At 67.3% G+C, this 15,502-nt stretch carries 22 protein-coding genes and 1 pseudogene; 12 read left to right on the top strand and 11 right to left on the bottom strand.

The annotated features are described in order from the left end of the window. Nucleotides 1-2: 2 nt before the first annotated feature. A complete protein-coding gene (locus AC6I6X_RS10225) occupies nucleotides 3-551 on the bottom strand; it encodes a DUF2238 domain-containing protein (protein WP_497930404.1) in 549 nt (182 codons plus the stop codon). Nucleotides 552-768: 217 nt separating this feature from the next. Between AC6I6X_RS10225 and trxA the strand changes: the two genes are divergently transcribed. Continuing rightward, nucleotides 769-1,131, top strand: a complete 363-nt coding sequence (trxA, locus tag AC6I6X_RS10230; protein ID WP_497930405.1) for a thioredoxin — start codon at nucleotides 769-771, stop codon at nucleotides 1,129-1,131. After that, the gene (locus AC6I6X_RS10235) at nucleotides 1,128-2,171 is read left to right on the top strand and encodes an NAD(P)/FAD-dependent oxidoreductase (protein WP_497930406.1); all 1,044 of its coding nucleotides are present in this window, start codon (nucleotides 1,128-1,130) and stop codon (nucleotides 2,169-2,171) included. Before trxA ends, AC6I6X_RS10235 begins: the two co-directional genes overlap by 4 nt. Nucleotides 2,172-2,367: 196 nt before the next feature. Here the strand turns inward: AC6I6X_RS10235 and AC6I6X_RS10240 are convergent, their stop codons facing one another. Continuing rightward, complete coding sequence (locus tag AC6I6X_RS10240; RefSeq protein WP_497930505.1) at nucleotides 2,368-2,808, bottom strand: pyridoxamine 5'-phosphate oxidase family protein; 441 nt, start codon at nucleotides 2,806-2,808, stop codon at nucleotides 2,368-2,370. A 172-nt stretch (nucleotides 2,809-2,980) separates the two neighbouring features. On the opposite strand from AC6I6X_RS10240, the gene AC6I6X_RS10245 reads away from it, so the two are divergent. Both AC6I6X_RS10245 and AC6I6X_RS10250 read left to right on the top strand, forming a co-directional pair. Beyond that, entirely contained in the window at nucleotides 2,981-3,418 is a 438-nt protein-coding gene (locus tag AC6I6X_RS10245; RefSeq protein WP_497930407.1) for a universal stress protein, read from the top strand. Between the two features lie 168 nt (nucleotides 3,419-3,586). Continuing rightward, nucleotides 3,587-4,474, top strand: a complete 888-nt coding sequence (locus AC6I6X_RS10250; protein WP_497930408.1) for a universal stress protein — start codon at nucleotides 3,587-3,589, stop codon at nucleotides 4,472-4,474. On the opposite strand, the gene AC6I6X_RS10255 is transcribed toward AC6I6X_RS10250, so the two are convergent. Then, the gene (locus tag AC6I6X_RS10255; RefSeq protein WP_497930409.1) at nucleotides 4,440-5,207 is read right to left on the bottom strand and encodes a class I SAM-dependent methyltransferase; all 768 of its coding nucleotides are present in this window, start codon (nucleotides 5,205-5,207) and stop codon (nucleotides 4,440-4,442) included. The two genes, AC6I6X_RS10250 and AC6I6X_RS10255, sit on opposite strands and share 35 nt — an antisense overlap. A gap of 10 nt (nucleotides 5,208-5,217) precedes the next feature. Next, the gene (locus AC6I6X_RS10260) at nucleotides 5,218-5,607 is read right to left on the bottom strand and encodes a DUF2267 domain-containing protein (RefSeq protein ID WP_497930410.1); all 390 of its coding nucleotides are present in this window, start codon (nucleotides 5,605-5,607) and stop codon (nucleotides 5,218-5,220) included. A 177-nt stretch (nucleotides 5,608-5,784) separates the two neighbouring features. On the opposite strand from AC6I6X_RS10260, the gene AC6I6X_RS10265 reads away from it, so the two are divergent. Then, on the top strand, nucleotides 5,785-6,243 hold the full coding sequence (locus AC6I6X_RS10265) for a universal stress protein (protein ID WP_497930411.1): 459 nt from the start codon (nucleotides 5,785-5,787) through the stop codon (nucleotides 6,241-6,243). A gap of 51 nt (nucleotides 6,244-6,294) precedes the next feature. Here AC6I6X_RS10265 and AC6I6X_RS10270 read toward each other — a convergent pair whose 3' ends face one another. Both AC6I6X_RS10270 and AC6I6X_RS10275 read right to left on the bottom strand, forming a co-directional pair. Next, on the bottom strand, nucleotides 6,295-6,723 hold the full coding sequence (locus AC6I6X_RS10270) for a universal stress protein (RefSeq protein ID WP_497930412.1): 429 nt from the start codon (nucleotides 6,721-6,723) through the stop codon (nucleotides 6,295-6,297). Nucleotides 6,724-6,928: 205 nt separating this feature from the next. Continuing rightward, a complete protein-coding gene (locus AC6I6X_RS10275) occupies nucleotides 6,929-7,354 on the bottom strand; it encodes a universal stress protein (protein ID WP_497930413.1) in 426 nt (141 codons plus the stop codon). A 186-nt stretch (nucleotides 7,355-7,540) separates the two neighbouring features. Here AC6I6X_RS10275 and AC6I6X_RS10280 point away from each other — a divergent pair, with 186 nt between their 5' ends. Beyond that, the gene (locus AC6I6X_RS10280; RefSeq protein ID WP_497930414.1) at nucleotides 7,541-8,431 is read left to right on the top strand and encodes a universal stress protein; all 891 of its coding nucleotides are present in this window, start codon (nucleotides 7,541-7,543) and stop codon (nucleotides 8,429-8,431) included. 99 nt (nucleotides 8,432-8,530) lie between these two features. Here AC6I6X_RS10280 and AC6I6X_RS10285 read toward each other — a convergent pair whose 3' ends face one another. After that, a complete protein-coding gene (locus AC6I6X_RS10285; RefSeq protein WP_497930415.1) occupies nucleotides 8,531-9,313 on the bottom strand; it encodes a 3-oxoacyl-ACP reductase family protein in 783 nt (260 codons plus the stop codon). Between the two features lie 30 nt (nucleotides 9,314-9,343). Further along, a pseudogene (locus tag AC6I6X_RS10290) lies at nucleotides 9,344-9,514 on the bottom strand (SDR family oxidoreductase); the annotation flags it as partial. A 186-nt stretch (nucleotides 9,515-9,700) separates the two neighbouring features. Between AC6I6X_RS10290 and AC6I6X_RS10295 the strand changes: the two are divergent. Beyond that, a complete protein-coding gene (locus AC6I6X_RS10295; protein WP_497930416.1) occupies nucleotides 9,701-10,105 on the top strand; it encodes a universal stress protein in 405 nt (134 codons plus the stop codon). 25 nt (nucleotides 10,106-10,130) lie between these two features. Here the strand turns inward: AC6I6X_RS10295 and AC6I6X_RS10300 are convergent, their stop codons facing one another. Further along, a complete protein-coding gene (locus AC6I6X_RS10300; protein WP_497930417.1) occupies nucleotides 10,131-10,541 on the bottom strand; it encodes a universal stress protein in 411 nt (136 codons plus the stop codon). Between the two features lie 112 nt (nucleotides 10,542-10,653). After that, nucleotides 10,654-11,118 carry a universal stress protein gene (locus AC6I6X_RS10305; RefSeq protein ID WP_497930418.1) on the bottom strand — a complete coding sequence of 155 codons (465 nt, stop codon included), beginning with the start codon at nucleotides 11,116-11,118 and terminating at the stop codon, nucleotides 10,654-10,656. Between the two features lie 156 nt (nucleotides 11,119-11,274). On the opposite strand from AC6I6X_RS10305, the gene AC6I6X_RS10310 reads away from it, so the two are divergent. The 5 genes from AC6I6X_RS10310 (at nucleotide 11,275) to AC6I6X_RS10330 (ending at nucleotide 14,099) form a co-directional block, all read left to right on the top strand. Beyond that, the gene (locus AC6I6X_RS10310; protein ID WP_497930419.1) at nucleotides 11,275-11,526 is read left to right on the top strand and encodes a DUF8015 family protein; all 252 of its coding nucleotides are present in this window, start codon (nucleotides 11,275-11,277) and stop codon (nucleotides 11,524-11,526) included. 98 nt (nucleotides 11,527-11,624) lie between these two features. Then, the gene (locus AC6I6X_RS10315; protein WP_497930420.1) at nucleotides 11,625-12,389 is read left to right on the top strand and encodes a proteasome assembly chaperone family protein; all 765 of its coding nucleotides are present in this window, start codon (nucleotides 11,625-11,627) and stop codon (nucleotides 12,387-12,389) included. 69 nt (nucleotides 12,390-12,458) lie between these two features. Beyond that, nucleotides 12,459-12,863: a universal stress protein gene (locus tag AC6I6X_RS10320; protein WP_497930421.1), complete on the top strand. Its 405-nt coding sequence runs from the start codon at nucleotides 12,459-12,461 to the stop codon at nucleotides 12,861-12,863. Nucleotides 12,864-13,008: 145 nt separating this feature from the next. Beyond that, a complete protein-coding gene (locus AC6I6X_RS10325; RefSeq protein ID WP_497930422.1) occupies nucleotides 13,009-13,428 on the top strand; it encodes a universal stress protein in 420 nt (139 codons plus the stop codon). A gap of 191 nt (nucleotides 13,429-13,619) precedes the next feature. Then, complete coding sequence (locus AC6I6X_RS10330; protein WP_497930423.1) at nucleotides 13,620-14,099, top strand: PKD domain-containing protein; 480 nt, start codon at nucleotides 13,620-13,622, stop codon at nucleotides 14,097-14,099. An 81-nt stretch (nucleotides 14,100-14,180) separates the two neighbouring features. On the opposite strand, the gene AC6I6X_RS10335 is transcribed toward AC6I6X_RS10330, so the two are convergent. Next, nucleotides 14,181-15,095 (bottom strand): universal stress protein, encoded by a 915-nt coding sequence (locus AC6I6X_RS10335; protein ID WP_497930424.1) that lies wholly within the window; start codon nucleotides 15,093-15,095, stop codon nucleotides 14,181-14,183. Nucleotides 15,096-15,502: the final 407 nt, after the last annotated feature.

A 15,502-nucleotide genomic window follows, 5' to 3' on the forward strand; every position in this document is an offset into this window, starting at 1 on the left:
GATCACGTCAGGTTTTCCAGGACGCGATCGCCGAACGCGAGCACGAGGAGCGCGCCGACGAGGTTGAAGACGAGGTCGAGCGCGGTGTCCCGTTTCCCGTAGGAGACGAGCACCGGTTCGAGCCCGAGGCGATCGGCCGTGGCGTGGATGATGTACTCGACGATCTCCCAGAGGATTCCGGCGCAGACGACGACGGCGATGACCCGCGGTCGCGGATCGCGGTCGCGACGGCGGGATACGACGTAGGTGAGACCGCCGAGCAGCGTCGCCGAGTGGGTGTGCGTGAGGTGGTCCCACCACCAGACGTCGTCGTACGGACCGAGCATCCCGGCGGCGTGGGTGGCCATCGCGGTCTCCGCGTACACGCGCTGCCACGGGTGGAACTCGACGTCGTACCACCGTTCGACGATCCCGGGGAGGTACGTGGCCGCGAGCGAGACGAGCGCGTTCACGATCGCTCCCGGATCCCGGCGGCGACAGCCAGCGACGAAGACGGCGAGGATCGAGCACCTGAGCCCGCGTTCGACCTCCTGTGTCATCGATGTCAACATGATCTCCGTCACAGGTATCGATCAAAAATGAATCGATACCGTCGCCGTCTCGACGATTCGATCTGCCGTCTCGACGACCGGGGACGGGATGCACCCGCGGACGGAGAGGGGAGTTCTTGCGTTCCTGTCTCCACTCGGTACGACGATTGTGCCGCCTCTACGGTATTGCACAATACATACAAAACCTTTAAACACTACCAGTTCGTACGGGGGAGTGATGGCAACTGATGCACACTCCGGATCTTCCGATCTCCCGACCGACGAACCAGTCTACGTAGAGGGTGTGGACCACCTCGACGGAATCGTCGCGGAGCACGACGTCGTGCTCGTCGACTTCTACGCGGACTGGTGCGGTCCGTGCAAGATGCTCGAGCCGGTAATCGAGGGCCTCGCCGCGGAGACCGAGGCCGTGATGGCGAAGGTCGACGTCGACGCCAACCAGCAGCTCGCGGGTGCCTACGGCGTCCGCGGCGTTCCGACGCTCGTGCTCTTCGCGGACGGCGAGCAGGTCGAACAGCACACCGGCGTCCTGCCGGCGGACCGCCTCCGGAACATGATCGAGGGATACACGCACGAATGAATACGGACACAGATCGTTCCGCGACCGTTCACGACGTCGTTATCGTCGGCTCCGGCGTCGCCGGCCTCTCGGCCGCAGTCTACGCCGCCCGGGCCGACCTCGAGCCGATCGTGCTCGAGGGGCCGGAGCCCGGCGGCCAGCTGACGCTGACGACCGAGGTCGAGAACTACCTCGGATTCCCCGAGGGCGTCGGCGGCATGGAACTGATCCAGAACGGGAAGGACCAGGCCGAACGCTTCGGCGCCGAGTTCGTCCACGGCACCGTCGAGGACGCGGCCCTCGACGAGCGGCCGTTCGAACTCGCGCTCTCGAACGGCGATCGGCTCCGGACGCGCGCCCTGATCGTCGCGACCGGTGCGAGCGCCCGCTGGGTCGGAGCCGAGAACGAGGACGACCTGATGGGCTACGGCCTGTCGACGTGTGCGACCTGCGACGGCGCGTTCCACCGCGGCGACGACGTGCTCGTGATCGGCGGCGGCGACAGCGCGATGGAGGAGGCGCTCTTCCTCGCGAAGTTCGCCGACAGCGTCACGATCGTCCACCGTCGCGACGAACTGCGTGCGTCGGAGGTCATGGCCCAGCGCGCCCGTGACCACGAGACGATCGACTTCCGCTGGAACACCGAACTGCTCGAGATCCACGGCTCGCAGGAGGAGGGCGTCGCCGGCGCGACGCTGGTGCGCCATCCCGAGGGCCACCCGAAGGAAAAACTCGACGAGGGGCTCGAGGTCGAGCGCGAGGAGGTCGACGTCGGCGGTATCTTCTACGGCGTCGGCCACGTCCCCAACACGGAGTTCCTCGCGGACACGCCGATCGATCGCGACGACGACGGCTACCTGCTGACCAGCGAGGGGATGACGACCGAGACCGCGGTCGAGGGCGTCTTCGGTGCGGGCGACGTGATGGACCCCAAGTACCGGCAGGCGATCACGGCCGCCGGGACCGGGAGCATGGCGGCGCTCGACGCCGAAACGTGGCTCGACGAGCGGGCCGCCGAGCGCGACGCGGCCCCCGTCGCCGAACTCGAGGCCGACGACTGATACGGATTGCTGTACCGATTTACCGGCGCAACCGCGATCCGGGTGGCGGTTGCGCCGGAAATGACTTACAGTAAACCGTATGAGACGGCCGCGTCAGTGGGATCGATCACCGCCGCTTCCGATCCCGTGACTGCAGCTCTCTCCCGACTGACGTCTGCAGTCCTCTCCCGGCTCACGTCTGCAGTTCTCTCCCGGATCACATCGGTTCTTTGCGCCCGCTGATCGAGTCGGGCACGAGCCGGAAGTCGTGGAACTCGACCTCCGATCGCGGCCGATCGAAGATTTCGACCGTCGGAATCGAGACCGCCCACATTCCCTGGACGGCTCCGGACTCCTCCGGTAGCTCCGCCAGTTCTTCGAGGGGTCCCGTCGCGACGACGCTTCGCCACCCGTCGTCGGTTTCGCCGTAGACGACGAACGAAACCGGGTTCTCGACGAGTTCGTCTTTGTCGCTTCCCGGCGGGAACGAGAGCCGGAAGTAGAAGTGGCCGGCCTCCGGGAAGTAGCCGTACGAGACCGGCAACGAGGACGGCGGTTCGTCCACTGTCGTCGCGAACGAGAGGACGCCCGTTCCCCCGGTTCCGAGGAATTCGTTCCGTTCGTCTTCGGGGAGTTGGACCCAGCGAAGTCCTTTCATGGTCATGGTACGTCGCCACAACCCGGACGGTAAAAAAGTGCAGGGACGGATATCCGGAGTGTCCGGAGCGCGTGGTCGCCGGGGCCGAACTCCGGACAGGACGTGGAGGCGCTCTTCTCACCGCGTCGGACTGACGGTCGGTATTTTGAGGGTTCGCTCCGTCCGTTCCGGTATGACAAAGCACGTACTCGTCCCGCTGGACGGATCGGACCCGTCGTGGGCCGCGTTCGACTACGCCCTCGAACAGTACGCCGGCGAGCGGATTTCCGTGTTGCACGTCGTCGACCCCGCCGAAGGCGTTTACGCGGGCATGGACGGGGGCTACTACGACGACGCCGCGTTCGATCGAGCGCGCGAGCGCGGCGAGACCCTCTGTGATCGGGCCCGCGATCGATTCGCGGAGACGGACGCCGTCGACGAGACGGTTCTCGAGACGGCCGTCGAGACCGGGCGGCCGCGCCGGAAAATCGTCGACTACGCGGCGGAACACGACGTCGATCACATCGTCATGGGGAGCCACGGGCGGAAGGGAGTCTCGCGGGTCCTGCTGGGCAGCGTCGCGGAGACGGTCACCCGGCGTGCGCCGGTGCCGGTGACGATCGTTCGCTAGCGGCCCCGATCGGGCGGCCGGGACTGGCCGCATTCCGACCGCGACCCGCAATGCTGTGCGGCCCCGGCGATCGGGCCTCGCACGGCCGCGGGGCTCCGCCTTTATGCGGGTCGGCGTGGAAGTCGATCCGAGCGAGCACCGCTCGCCACCGGTACAGGTGGAGTTCCCATGCCACAGCACGTCCTCGTTCCGATCGACGGCTCGGATCACGGCTTCGCCGGACTGGAGTACAGCCTCGCGTCGTTTCCCGATACCGAACTCACGGCGCTGTACGTCGTCGATCCCGCGTCCGATCACGACGCGACCGTCGGTGCCACCGAGTCACCGCTCGACCGCGCCGAAGCCCGCGGCGAGCAGGCGCTCGACCGCGCGACCGATCGCGCCGCCGAGCACGACCGCTCCCTCGAGACGTTCCTGCGAACCGGGTCGCCGCACACGGAGATCATCGCGGTCGCCGCCGAACGCGACGCCGATCACATCGTCATGGGGAGCCACGGCCGATCGCCGCTCACCCATCCGTTTCTCGGGCACGTCAGCGAAGCCGTCGTGCGACGCGCGCCCGTCACGACGACGGTCGTTCACGAGACGACCGCGGCCATAGACGAGCGCGACCTCCCCGGTTCGATCCTGGTCCCGGTCGACGGGTCCGAGCAGGCCGAGGCCGCGCTCGCGTACGCTCTCGAGACGTTCCCCGACGCGTCGCACACCGCCTTCCACGCCGTGGACCTCCCGTTCGATCGCCCCCGCGAGGCGGTCGAGGGCACCTACCTCGAAGCGGTCCTGCGCGACCACGAGGAGCGCGCCGAGGCGACCCTCGAGTCGGCGGCGGCGCTGGCCGACGAACTCGGCGCGACGATCGAGACCGAGACCACGGCCGGGACGCCGTCGCGGGCGATCGTCGACTACGCCGACGCGAACGGGTACGACCAGATCGTCATGGGTGGCCACGGCCGATCGCTCGCGGCCCGGCTGGTCACGGGGTCGGTGGCGGAGCAGGTCGCGCGCCGATCGCCGCTGACGGTCACGCTGGTCCGGGGCGCCCCGGCATCGGATTGACGCACGTTGGAGGCGTCCGCGTGACCGATCGCTCCCGCTCGTCGTCGCGATCCCACCCGGGTCGGCACAGGACCACCTCGACCGGGACGCGCGAGACGCTCCCGTCCCGCGCGTCGACGATCCGGAACCCGGCCTCGCGAAGCGTGTCGCGGGCGTAGATCGGCCGACAGTCGACGGCGGTCGGGGCCAGGTCGTGGACCCGTTCGTAGAGCCACGTGACCGGGCCGCCCCCGCGGCGGGACAGCGAGACGACGCAGAGCCGTCCCGCCGGGTCGAGGACGCGTCGCCACTCCGCGAGGGCGACGGGAATCTCCGGCGTGTCGAACAGTTCGAGGACGAAACTCGCGAACAGGGCGTCGAAGGCGTCGTCCGCGAACGGCAGCGTCGTCGCGTCGCCCGCGACCACGACGCCGCGATCGAGCCCGGCCGCCGCGAGCGCCCGTCGCGACGCGCGACACATCCCGTCCGCGAGATCGATCCCGACGGCGGTCCCGTCCGGGCCGACGGCCCGCGCGATCGCAACGAGGGCGGTTCCGGTCCCCGCGCCGACGTCGAGGACGCGCTCGCCCGGTGCGGCGTCGAGCAACTCGAGTCCCGCGGCCCGCGCCGGTGCCTCGAACGGGTCGGCGATCGCGTCGTACCAGCGACTGAGCGCGCTGTACCACTCGCGGGCGGCCGCTTTCGACCGGGGCACGCGGGCGATCGGTCCCGGCGGTCCGCGCTGGGCGCTCACACGGGACCGCTCACTCCGCGTCCGCTTCGATCAGTTCGAACAGCGGATCGAAGTCCTCGGGCAACTGGGCCTCGGCTTTCTCGACGTTCCCCGGCGGAACCACCTCGGCGACGAGGGCGACGATCTGCTGGGCCTGGTAGTTGGCGTCCGCCCGGTCGCCGCCCCCGCGCTCGGCGACGCGATCGAGGAACTCCTGGTAGTCGAAGCGCTGTCCGTGCTCGGCCTCGGTCAGGTAGCGGTCGATCTCCATCGGGAGCGGGCTGGCGAGGTCCGTCGCCTCCCCCTTCTGGAGTCGCTCGCCGAGCGTGGTCAGGACGGCCCGGGTTGCCCGGACGGCCTGCCCGAACTGCGCGTACTCGAGCCTGTGCTGTACCTGTCCGACGAAGTCTTTGTAGTTCATAATGGGGCCAGTGGTGGAAGTGATCGATCTCGGCGCGCGGGTCGCCCGGCCGATCGCCCGGCGGCCGCGCGGTCGATACGTGTCGGGTTTCCACGCCGGTCGAGATAAAGCTGGGTACCGCCGGGACCGGTTCGCGTGCGGATAGAACTTTGGGGCGACGGGACGTACGTCGACTCGATGTCCCGCCAACTGCTCGTTCCCGTAGACGGGTCGCCCCTGTCGAACAGGGCGCTGGAGCACGCCTTCGACGCGTACGACGATTCATCGGTCGTCGCGCTCCACGTGATCGATCCCGCGGATCCGGGATACAGTTCTCCGATCGACGTCGACGTGATGAACGAACCGCCCCACGGCTCCGAGGCGTGGTACGAGCGCGCCGGGGACGAGGAAGAACGGATCTTCGACGAGGCGCGCGATCTGGCAGCCGACTACGACGCCGACCTCTCGACCGAGTCCGCGATCGGCGACCCGGCGCGCGAGATCGTCGACTACGCCGAGGACCACGACGTCGACGGGATCGTGATGGGCAGTCACGGCCGATCGGGGCCGACGCGACTGTTGCTCGGCAGTACCGCCGAACTCGTCGTCTCCCGTGCGCCGGTCACCGTCACCGTCGTTCGCGACGAGGTGGAGTAGCGAGCGCCGATCCGGTGCGGCCGATCGTCGATCGCCGTTCGAGCGCCGTCGCTACCGGACGACCGTCACCGGCACGCTCGCGCGCCTGACGACGAGTTCCGCCGTACTGCCGAGTCGGAACTCGGCCGCATTGGTCCGCCCGCGACTCCCCATCACGATCCCGTCGACGTCGTGGTCCTCGGCGTAGGCCACGATCGTCTGGGCCGGGGATCCGACCGCGGAGTCGGTCTCGATCGTCGCCCCACCCGTATCGACGTCCGCGAGCGCCGCCTCGAAGAGGTCGTCCGCCTCGGCCTGCTGTTCGTCGAGCCACTCCTCCGTGAGCGGCGGCAACTGCGCTTCCCGGTCGGGGCTCACCTCGAACGGGTCGATCGCGTGAAAGAAGACGAGGCGCGCCTCGGGGAACGTCTCGAGGGCGTACCGCAGTGCATCCTGTGCGTGCGCCGAACCGTCGTGTGGGACGAGGATCGATCGGGCCATCTCCAGTTCGTCGTTCGTCGGTGACGATGGTAAATCCCGACGGTAGCGAACGCCGTGCGAGTCGCTCCACGACGCCTCGGCGCACGTGACTCGTACGGATTGCTGTACCGGCGCAACCGCCGCCCGGATCGCGGTTGCGCCGGAAATGACTTACAGTAAACCGTATCACGCTGGCCGGACGGAGCCGAATCGTCGGGACGCCCGATCACCGAACCACGACGACAGGGATCGGCGATCGGCGGACGACGGTCTCCGCGACGCTGCCGAGCAGGACCCGCGAGATCCCTTCCCGGCCGTGGCTCCCGATGACGATCGTGTCGTAGGCCTCTTCCTCCGCCCGCTGGACGATCTCGCGGTCGGGTTTCCCCATGGCGACCTCGGTATCGACGTCTCGCTCGTGGTCCGCTGCGATGGCCGACGCCTCGTCGAGAATGTTACGCCCTCGATCGCGGGCCTCGTCGGCGTCAGGAATCCGTTCTTCGGGCTCCTCGAACGTGGCCCAGTACCCTTCGGGGACCGGGACGACGTACAGGACAGTGACGTCGGCGTCGGGGAACGTCTCGAAGGTGTACTCGAGGGCCTGCTCGGACGGCTCGCTACCGTCGTAGGGGACGAGGATGTGATCGCTCATGGACCCTCGTACGTCGACAGCCGGTATATACACCGGGCCCGATCGTGCGGACGGCGTCGGAACCGGCACTGGTCGAACACGGAGGTGGTACCCGGTGGCGACGCGAGGTGGGGAGCGGAGAGCCGTCTTTTTGTCGATCGTCGACGAACGGTCTATTGGGCGGTCTCGATCGCCCGCTCGATAGCCATGCCACGTCACCTTCTCGTTCCGATCGACGGTGCCGAACAGTCCATCGGGGCCCTCGAGTACTGCTTCGCCTCGTTTCCGGACGCGTCGGTCACCGCGTTGCACGTCGTCGAGCAGTCGCACGACCGCTTCGCGGGAAGCGGCGAGTCCGACCCTGCGGCGGACCGCGCGGCGGCGCGGGGGGAACGGGTCCTCGAGCGGGCGACGGCCCTGGCCGACGACCGCGGCCGCGAGATCGGGACGGCGCTTCGAACCGGGCGGCCCCATACGGAGATCCTGTCGATGGCGTCCGAGTCGGACGTCGACCACGTCGTGATGGGGCGTCACGGGGAGTCGCCGGTCGCGGGGCCGTTCATCGGCCACGTCAGCGAGGCCGTCGTGCGCCGATCGCCCGTCTCGACGACGGTCGTCCCCGAACCGCCGACGGCGATCCGCGAGCGCGACCTTCCGGGACGGGTCCTGGTCCCGGTCGACGGCTCGGACCAGGCCGAGGCCGCGCTCGCGTACGCCGTCGAGACGTTCCCGGACGCCGCCCACACGCTCCTGAACGTGATCGATCTCCCGTTCGATCGCTCCCGCGTGGACACGGAGGGCGGCTACCTCGATAGAATCCGCACGGCACACGAGCGAAGCGCCGCGGAGATCCTCGAGTCGGCGACGGCGGTCGCCGAGGAACGGGGCGGCGACGTCGAGACGGAGACCGCGTACGGACGTCCAGGAGCCGAAATCGTCGACTACGCCGACGCGAACGGGTACGACCAGATCGTCATGGGGAGTCACGGCCGATCGCTTCCCGCCCGGCTACTCACGGGGTCCGTCGCGGAGCAGGTCGCACGGGACTCGTCCCGGACGGTGACGCTGATACGCGGCGAACACGGCGTGGGCCGATAACTCCCGGAATCGGATCGCTCGTAGGTCGCGCATCGCCGCCGATGCCGGCCCGGGTCGATGTGAACTCACGAACCGATCGCCGCGCACGACCCGAGGAAGTCACCACTCCATTCCGCCGTTGATCCCGATAACCTGACCGGTCATGTAGTCCGCGTAGTCGCCGGCGAGGAATCGCACCATCCCGACGACGTCTTTCGTGTCGGCGAACCGACCGAGCGGGATGTCGTCCCGGATCTGCTCGCGGACGCGATCGGGCACCTTCTCGAGCATGTCGGTCTCGGTGAAGCCGGGCGCGACGCAGTTGGCCGTCGAGTCGTGTCTCGCGAGTTCGAGGGCGATCGTCCGTGTGAACGCGATCAGCCCGCCTTTCGACGTCGCGTAGTTCGCCTGCCCGTAGTTGCCCTGCTGGCCGACGACGCTCGAGATGTTGATGAGTCGCCCCTTGTCCGCCGTTTTGACGTCCTCGTAGAACGCCTTCGTACAGTTGAACGTCCCGTGGAGGTTGACCTCGATAACCCGCGTCCAGTCCTCGTAGGTCATGTTCTCGAACTTCCGATCGATCGTGATCCCCGCGTTGTTGACGAGGACGTCGATGTCGCCGAGTTCGGCGTGTACCTCGTCGGCCATCCGGGCGACCTCGTCGGGATCCGAGACGTCGGCACCCACGGCGATGGCCGTCTCGTCGTTCGCCCGAATGCGCTCCGCCACCTCCCGGGCCTTCTCGTCGGAACTGCGGTAGTTCACCACGACGTCGGCGCCACAGCGTGCGAACTCGAGGGCGATGTCCCGTCCGATCCCGCGCGAGGAGCCGGTGACGAGGCAGGTCCGATCGGCCAGTGGTCGTCGATCGAGGGGCTCCAGCCGCTGTACTGTTTCGGACATACAGTCGCACCTCATCGTCTAGCGTGTTAATTATGTTCCCTGTTCTCGTATCTCATGTCTCGGACGAACGCCGTCAGAACGCCGTCCTTCTCCGTCGACCGGGACGTTCGCCCCGGTAATGTACGACGCGTCGTCCGACGCGAGGAACGCGGCCAGGGGCGCGATCTCCTCGGGCTGGCCGTGGCGATCCATCGGCGTCTTGCTGGCGCTCTTCGAGCGCGTCCTGGATCGGTACTACGATCGATACTGATACGGACCGTACAGGATCCCCCTTGTGGACGCCGTCCCGATCCGAACCCGGGTCGATCGATAGCCGCGTGGATCCGGACCTGTCACCCGCGCTCACAGTCAAGGCAGGACCTTGCCCGTCCGGGACCTACGTCGACCATGTTCCGCGTGCTGGTCCCGGTCGATGGCTCGTCGCAGGCGGCGGCCGCGCTCGAGGAGGCTCTCGAGTTGTTTCCCGACGCCGAGATCGTCGTCTTGCACGTGATACAGGTCACCCGGTTCCCGTCGGATCCGGATATCACGCCCTACGAACACGCCAGGGAGGAAGGGGAAGCGGTTCTCGAGGACGCGGCGGCGATCGCCGCCGAACACGGCCGCAGTGTCGAGACGGTCCTCACCGAGGGAAACGCCGCCCGGGCGATCGTCACCTGTATCGACGAGTGCGACGCCGACCACGTCGTGATCGGGAGCCACGGCCGGTCCGGCGCGTCGCGCGTCCTGCTGGGGAGCGTCGCGGAGGCGGTCGCCAGACGATCCCCCGTCTCGGTGACGATCGTCCGGTGATTCGTGTCCCACCCACGTCGCTCGCTCACCTGACGACCGTCACCGGGACCGGTGCCCGGCGGACCACCGTCTCGGCGACGCTCCCCAGGAGGACCCGCGAGGCACCGCCGCGGCCGTGACTTCCCATCACGATGTGATCGATATCGTGTTCGTCGGCGTACCTGACGATCTCGCGGGACGGCCTCCCGACGACCACCTCGGTCTCGATCGGACTACCGTGTGAGCGCTCTTCGACCAGTCGATCGAGCATCTCGCGCCGTCTCGCTCGCAGCTCGTCGTAGTCCGTCCCTCGTTTTTCGAGGTGGATCTCCGGCGGGCCGCCCGAGAAGACGTGCAACAGCGTGATGGCGGCGTCGGGAAACTCCTCGAGGGCGTAGTCGAGCGCCCGCCCTGCCTGTTCGGAGCCGTCGATCGGGACGAGGATGTGGGTCGACATCGGTGACGTGGACTACGTGCCACACGGATCCACCTAACTGCTTGGTCGGATTCGACGGTCGTCGTCCCGGTGACGCCGGAACTGACGGACAGCAGTCCGTATCAGGCGCCGGTCATCGCACGATCATCACCGGCACTGGTGCCCGTTTGACGACGGTTTCCGCGACACTCCCCAGCAGGAATCGCTCGGCTCCGGTGCGACAGTGACTGCCCATCACGATGCGATCGACGTCGTGCTCCTCGGCGTGCTCGAGGATGACGTCGGCCGGGTCGCCGAACTCGAGAACGGTCTCGACGTCGCGTTCGCCTGCGATCTCGCGAGCGTCGTCGAAGACCTCCTGTGCCTCGGCTTCGGCTTTCTCGTGCCACTCGCGCCAGTACGCCGGCGAGACCGAACCCGGCGGTGCCCCGTCGTCGAACGTCGGCCGCATGACGTCGATCAGGCTGAGCCCGGACCCGAGCGGGTCCATCACGTGAACGACGACGACGTCGGCGTCCGGATAGTCGGTCAGCGCCGTCTCGAGCGCTTTCGTCGAGAGTGGTGACCCCTCCGTCGGAACGAGGACCGTCCGCGTCATACGTCCCGTACGGGCCGTCGGTGCAAATAGCCGGGGGCGCGCACTCGATCGACGGTAGAGAATCTCTTTCCCCACTTACCGGCGTTCCCGCCCCGTGGGAACTGGCACGGGGTCTTCGATGATCCAGGGCGAACTATTCCATAGAGGGGATCGAACATGGTCGACTACTACGACAAGGTCGTTGTCGGCATCGCGGTGAGTCTTCTCGGGGGCCTTCTCGTCGGCGTCGTGGCCCCGATCGCGGTCCAGAGCGGACTGTTCCTCGGGACGCTCGCCGCGACGTTCCTGGTGTACGACGCCATCTTCCGGAACCCGCCCGTGCCGGCGACGGATCCGCGGGTCGCGGCCGCGGCGATCGTCTGGCACGCGGTGTTGTTCTCCCTGGCGATCGCCGTCTTCGCCGGTTAGTCGTTGCGGCTCCCGCCGGAACGGCCGGTTCCCGCCAGTCCGGCTGAACGGGAGACAGGGGATACAATCTTGGTCGCGACCGGTGTAGCCGAACACCGATGGTCGATCAGATCGAATCCGCGTCGTTCGAACAGGTTACAGACATCGATGCCGAGTCTCCGACGCTCGTCGAAGGCTTGCCCGGCCACGGGCTCGTCGCCTCGATCGCCGTCGATCAGATCACGGACCAGCTTGGGCTCGAGCACGTCGGGAACGTCGCTTCCGACGAGTTCCCGGCGGTCGTGACGTTCGACGACGGGCTCGTCCAGGACCTCGTCCGCGTCTACGGCGGCGCCGATCCGGCGGTACTGACCCTCCAGAGCGATCTCGCGCTCCCGCAGCAGTCGTTCGAACCCCTGTCCAGGTGTGTCCTCTCCGACCTCGCCGACGAGTTCAGCCGTGCGATCTTCGTCGCGGGCGCACCGGCGGAGTCCGAAGCGCAGATCGGCGACGTGACCGGCGTCGGGACGACCGAGGCGATCAAGAACGACCTCGTCGACGCGGGTATCTCGATCCCCGAGGAGCCGGGACTCGTCGGCGGCATCACCGGCGCGCTCGTGCGGGAGTGTTACCAGGCGGACGTCCCGGCCGCACTGCTGATCGTTCGCTCCCACCCGTTCCTCCCGGATCCGAAGGCGGCCAAGGCCGTGATCGAAACCGCGCTCGAACCGCTCGTCGACTTCGACGTCGACACGACGGCGCTCGACGAGCAGGCCGACGAGATCCAGCAGCGCATGCAACAGGTCGCACAGCAGTACCAGCAGATGGCCGAAGAGCAAGAGGGCCAGCAACAGCAACAGGTCCAGACCGGGATGTTCCAGTGATCCGATCGTCACGTGCTGGGAGCCGCCTGTAACCTATATATCCCGTCCAGTAGTTGGATCGGCACGGCCATGTACGACACGATCCTCGTGGCGACGGACGGGAGCGGGCCGGCGGATCGCGCGGTCGATCACGCGATCGATCTCGCGTCCACGTTCGACGCCGATCTCCACGCGATGTACGTCGTTGACACCCAGCGGTACGGCGGTTCGATGCTGGGGAACGCGGACGATGTCGTCGCCGACCTGGAAGATCGCGGTCTGGAACTCCTCGACGACATCGCGGCACGCGCGGCCGTCGAGGTGACGTCGACGATCCGTGACGGTCGCCCACACGAGCAGATCGGGGCGTACGCCGACGAGATCGACGCGGACCTGGTGGTGCTCGGCAACCGCGGTCTCGGTTCCGGCGGCGAGATCGGCAGCAACGCCGAACGGGTCGTCAGGTACGTCGATCGACCGGTGATCACGGCGTGAACGGTGCCGGCGACTCCGACGCGCGATCGACTCGGCCTCGATCGCGGCGGATGGATCGATCCGTCGGGCGACTGGCACCACGGAGACGTGTCAGCGCTCCCGACGTGAGCTAGTTGACGGCGTTCGATGTAGCGACCTCCGTTCCATGTACGACACGATACTCGTTCCGACTGACGGCAGCGACCCGGCGAACCGAGCGGTAGAGCACGCGCTGGAACTCGCGGACCGGTACGACGCCGACATCCACGCGATGTACTGCGTCGAAACGTACCGGTACGGCGAACCGGCCCTGAGTAGCGCCGAGATCGTTCTCGACAATCTCGAGGATCAGGGCGCGGCGATGCTCGAGGAACTGGCCGACCGCGCGGACAACGTCGGCATCGAGTGCACCTGGAACGTCTGCCACGGCCGCCCCTGGGAGGAAGTCCACAGGAAGGGCGAGGAACTCGACGCCGACCTGATCGTGATCGGATTCCAGGGCCAGAGCCACGATCGGACCGGGAAGATCGGCAGCGTCGCCGAACGCGTGGTTCGCAACGCCGATCGGCCGGTGCTGACCGCCTGAGGTGATCCATATACCGGAGTTCCGTGGCCGTTCTCGACTCGTGGTCCGCGGACGGCCGTCGTCGGTCCGTTCGGGCACGATTGGGGCCAGACCGATCGAGGCGGAACTGGCGTCTCTGACCGGTATGGGGTGGTAGCATTCCACATACAGACCAAACACGTTATTAGCGACGAGCCCTACGATTCACTGTGATGACAGACTCCGATCGGATGTCACGACGAACGATGCTGATGATTACCGGTGCAGCGAGCATGACGGCGCTCGCTGGCTGTGGTGGCTCGGATAATGGGGGCGGCGACGACGGCGGCGGCGAAGACGGGGCCGCTGACGCGGACTGGGAGAGCGTCGAGGAGTTCTACTTTAGCGGCCAGGTCTCCCACTGGGGTGCTGAGGAACCGACCTTCCTCGAGGGCGAGGAGAACCCGACGATCACCCTCATCGAGGGCCAGGAGTACACTTTCCGGTGGTACAACAACGACGGACAGCAGCACAACATGGAAATCCGTAACGAGGACGACGAGGTCGTCGAGGACTATCAGAGCGACGACGTGAGCGAGCAAGACGAAGAGGCGTCGATCGAAGGCGTCACCGCGACCCAGGAGATGACGACGTACATCTGCCAGTACCACGAGACTACGCAAGTGGGTGACATCGAGATCCAGTCCGAGTGACGACTTCGTCGGATCGAGTTCGGTCCGTGTTGAATCCCCGGACCGATCGCCCCGGGAGCACTGTGCGCTTTTGTGAACCGCCTAGTCCTGGCTCATCGGGACACAGAGGACTGGCACGTCGGCGTTGCGGACGACGTTTTCCGTGACGCTGCCGAGGAGCTTCCGCTCGAGTCCGGAGCGGCCGTGCGTTCCGATCGCGAGGAGATCGATCGCGTGCTCGTCGGCGTAGCTCAGGATCGCCCTGGCGGGCGGGCCGGTCGCGACGGTTCCCGTGACGCTGACGCCGGCCGCTCGCGCCCGGTCACGAACCGTCTCGAGCGCGTCCTCGCCCTCGCGCTCGAGTTTCGTCAGGATCGTCCCGGGCTCTGCGCTCCCCGTGAATCGGCTCGTATCGGCCGAGTAGATCGTGTGGAGCATCGCGTCGAACGCGTCCGCGAAGGTGACTCCCCAGTCGACGGCGACCTCAGCGCCCTCGCTTCCGTCCGTCGGGAGGAGGACGTTCTCCGTGGTTTCGGTGGTCAGTTCGACGTCCCCCACTTCGGGCGGGACCGCGAGCACCGGGACGGGAGCGGTTCGAAGCACGTTTTCGGTGACGCTCCCGAGTACCACCCGTTCGAGTCCCGCCCTGCCTTTCGTCCCCATCGCGACGACGTCGATTCCGGCCGCGTCGACGTAGCTTTCGATGACCCGGAACGGTTTCCCGCGTTCGACCGCCGTCGTGACCCCGAGATCTGTGTCCCGTTCGTCGACCGCCCTCACGACGGTCTCGACGGCCGTCTCGGCTTCGGCCTCGATCGCCGCTCGTGCCTCGTCGGTGTCGTCCTCGAGAATCCCAGAGACGCCCTCGACCTCCGTCGTGTCGACGACCGAGAGGACGTGAACGTCCGCCCCGGCCGCGACGGCCAGGTCGAGGCCGCGTTTCGCTCCCGCGAGGGCGCCGTCGCTCCCGTCGGTCGGCAACAGAACCGACTCGATCGCGTCGTCGATCGGTGGCATACTCGACCCCTTCACCACCCCGCCGAATAACTATCCGGGTACGTCTCGGTTCCGGCGAACCGGACACGTCCCCGGTGACCGCTCGAGCGTGCTGTCGCCGATCGAGGCCGGGCCGATACCGGAACGGCCTCGGCGTCGTAGACGTACGTCGCCACTGCGGCGGGAAACTATCGATTGACGAACCATTACGACCGTTCGATTCCCGACGGCGGCCGCACCTGCACCGCAGCAGATGTATTTAATTGTTTTTACAATCGTATGTTCGTAATGGTTTTCAGTACAACCGACGGTTTCCCTCGGCGAACAGGTGGTAATATAACATGTTAGTGGGGTATCTATCGTGGGGACCTGAGGTGTACGGGTTCGATCGTCCCGACTACTCGAGGCGCCGACGCCCGCACCGATCG

The organism is Halosolutus sp. YCN4 (assembly GCF_059736495.1).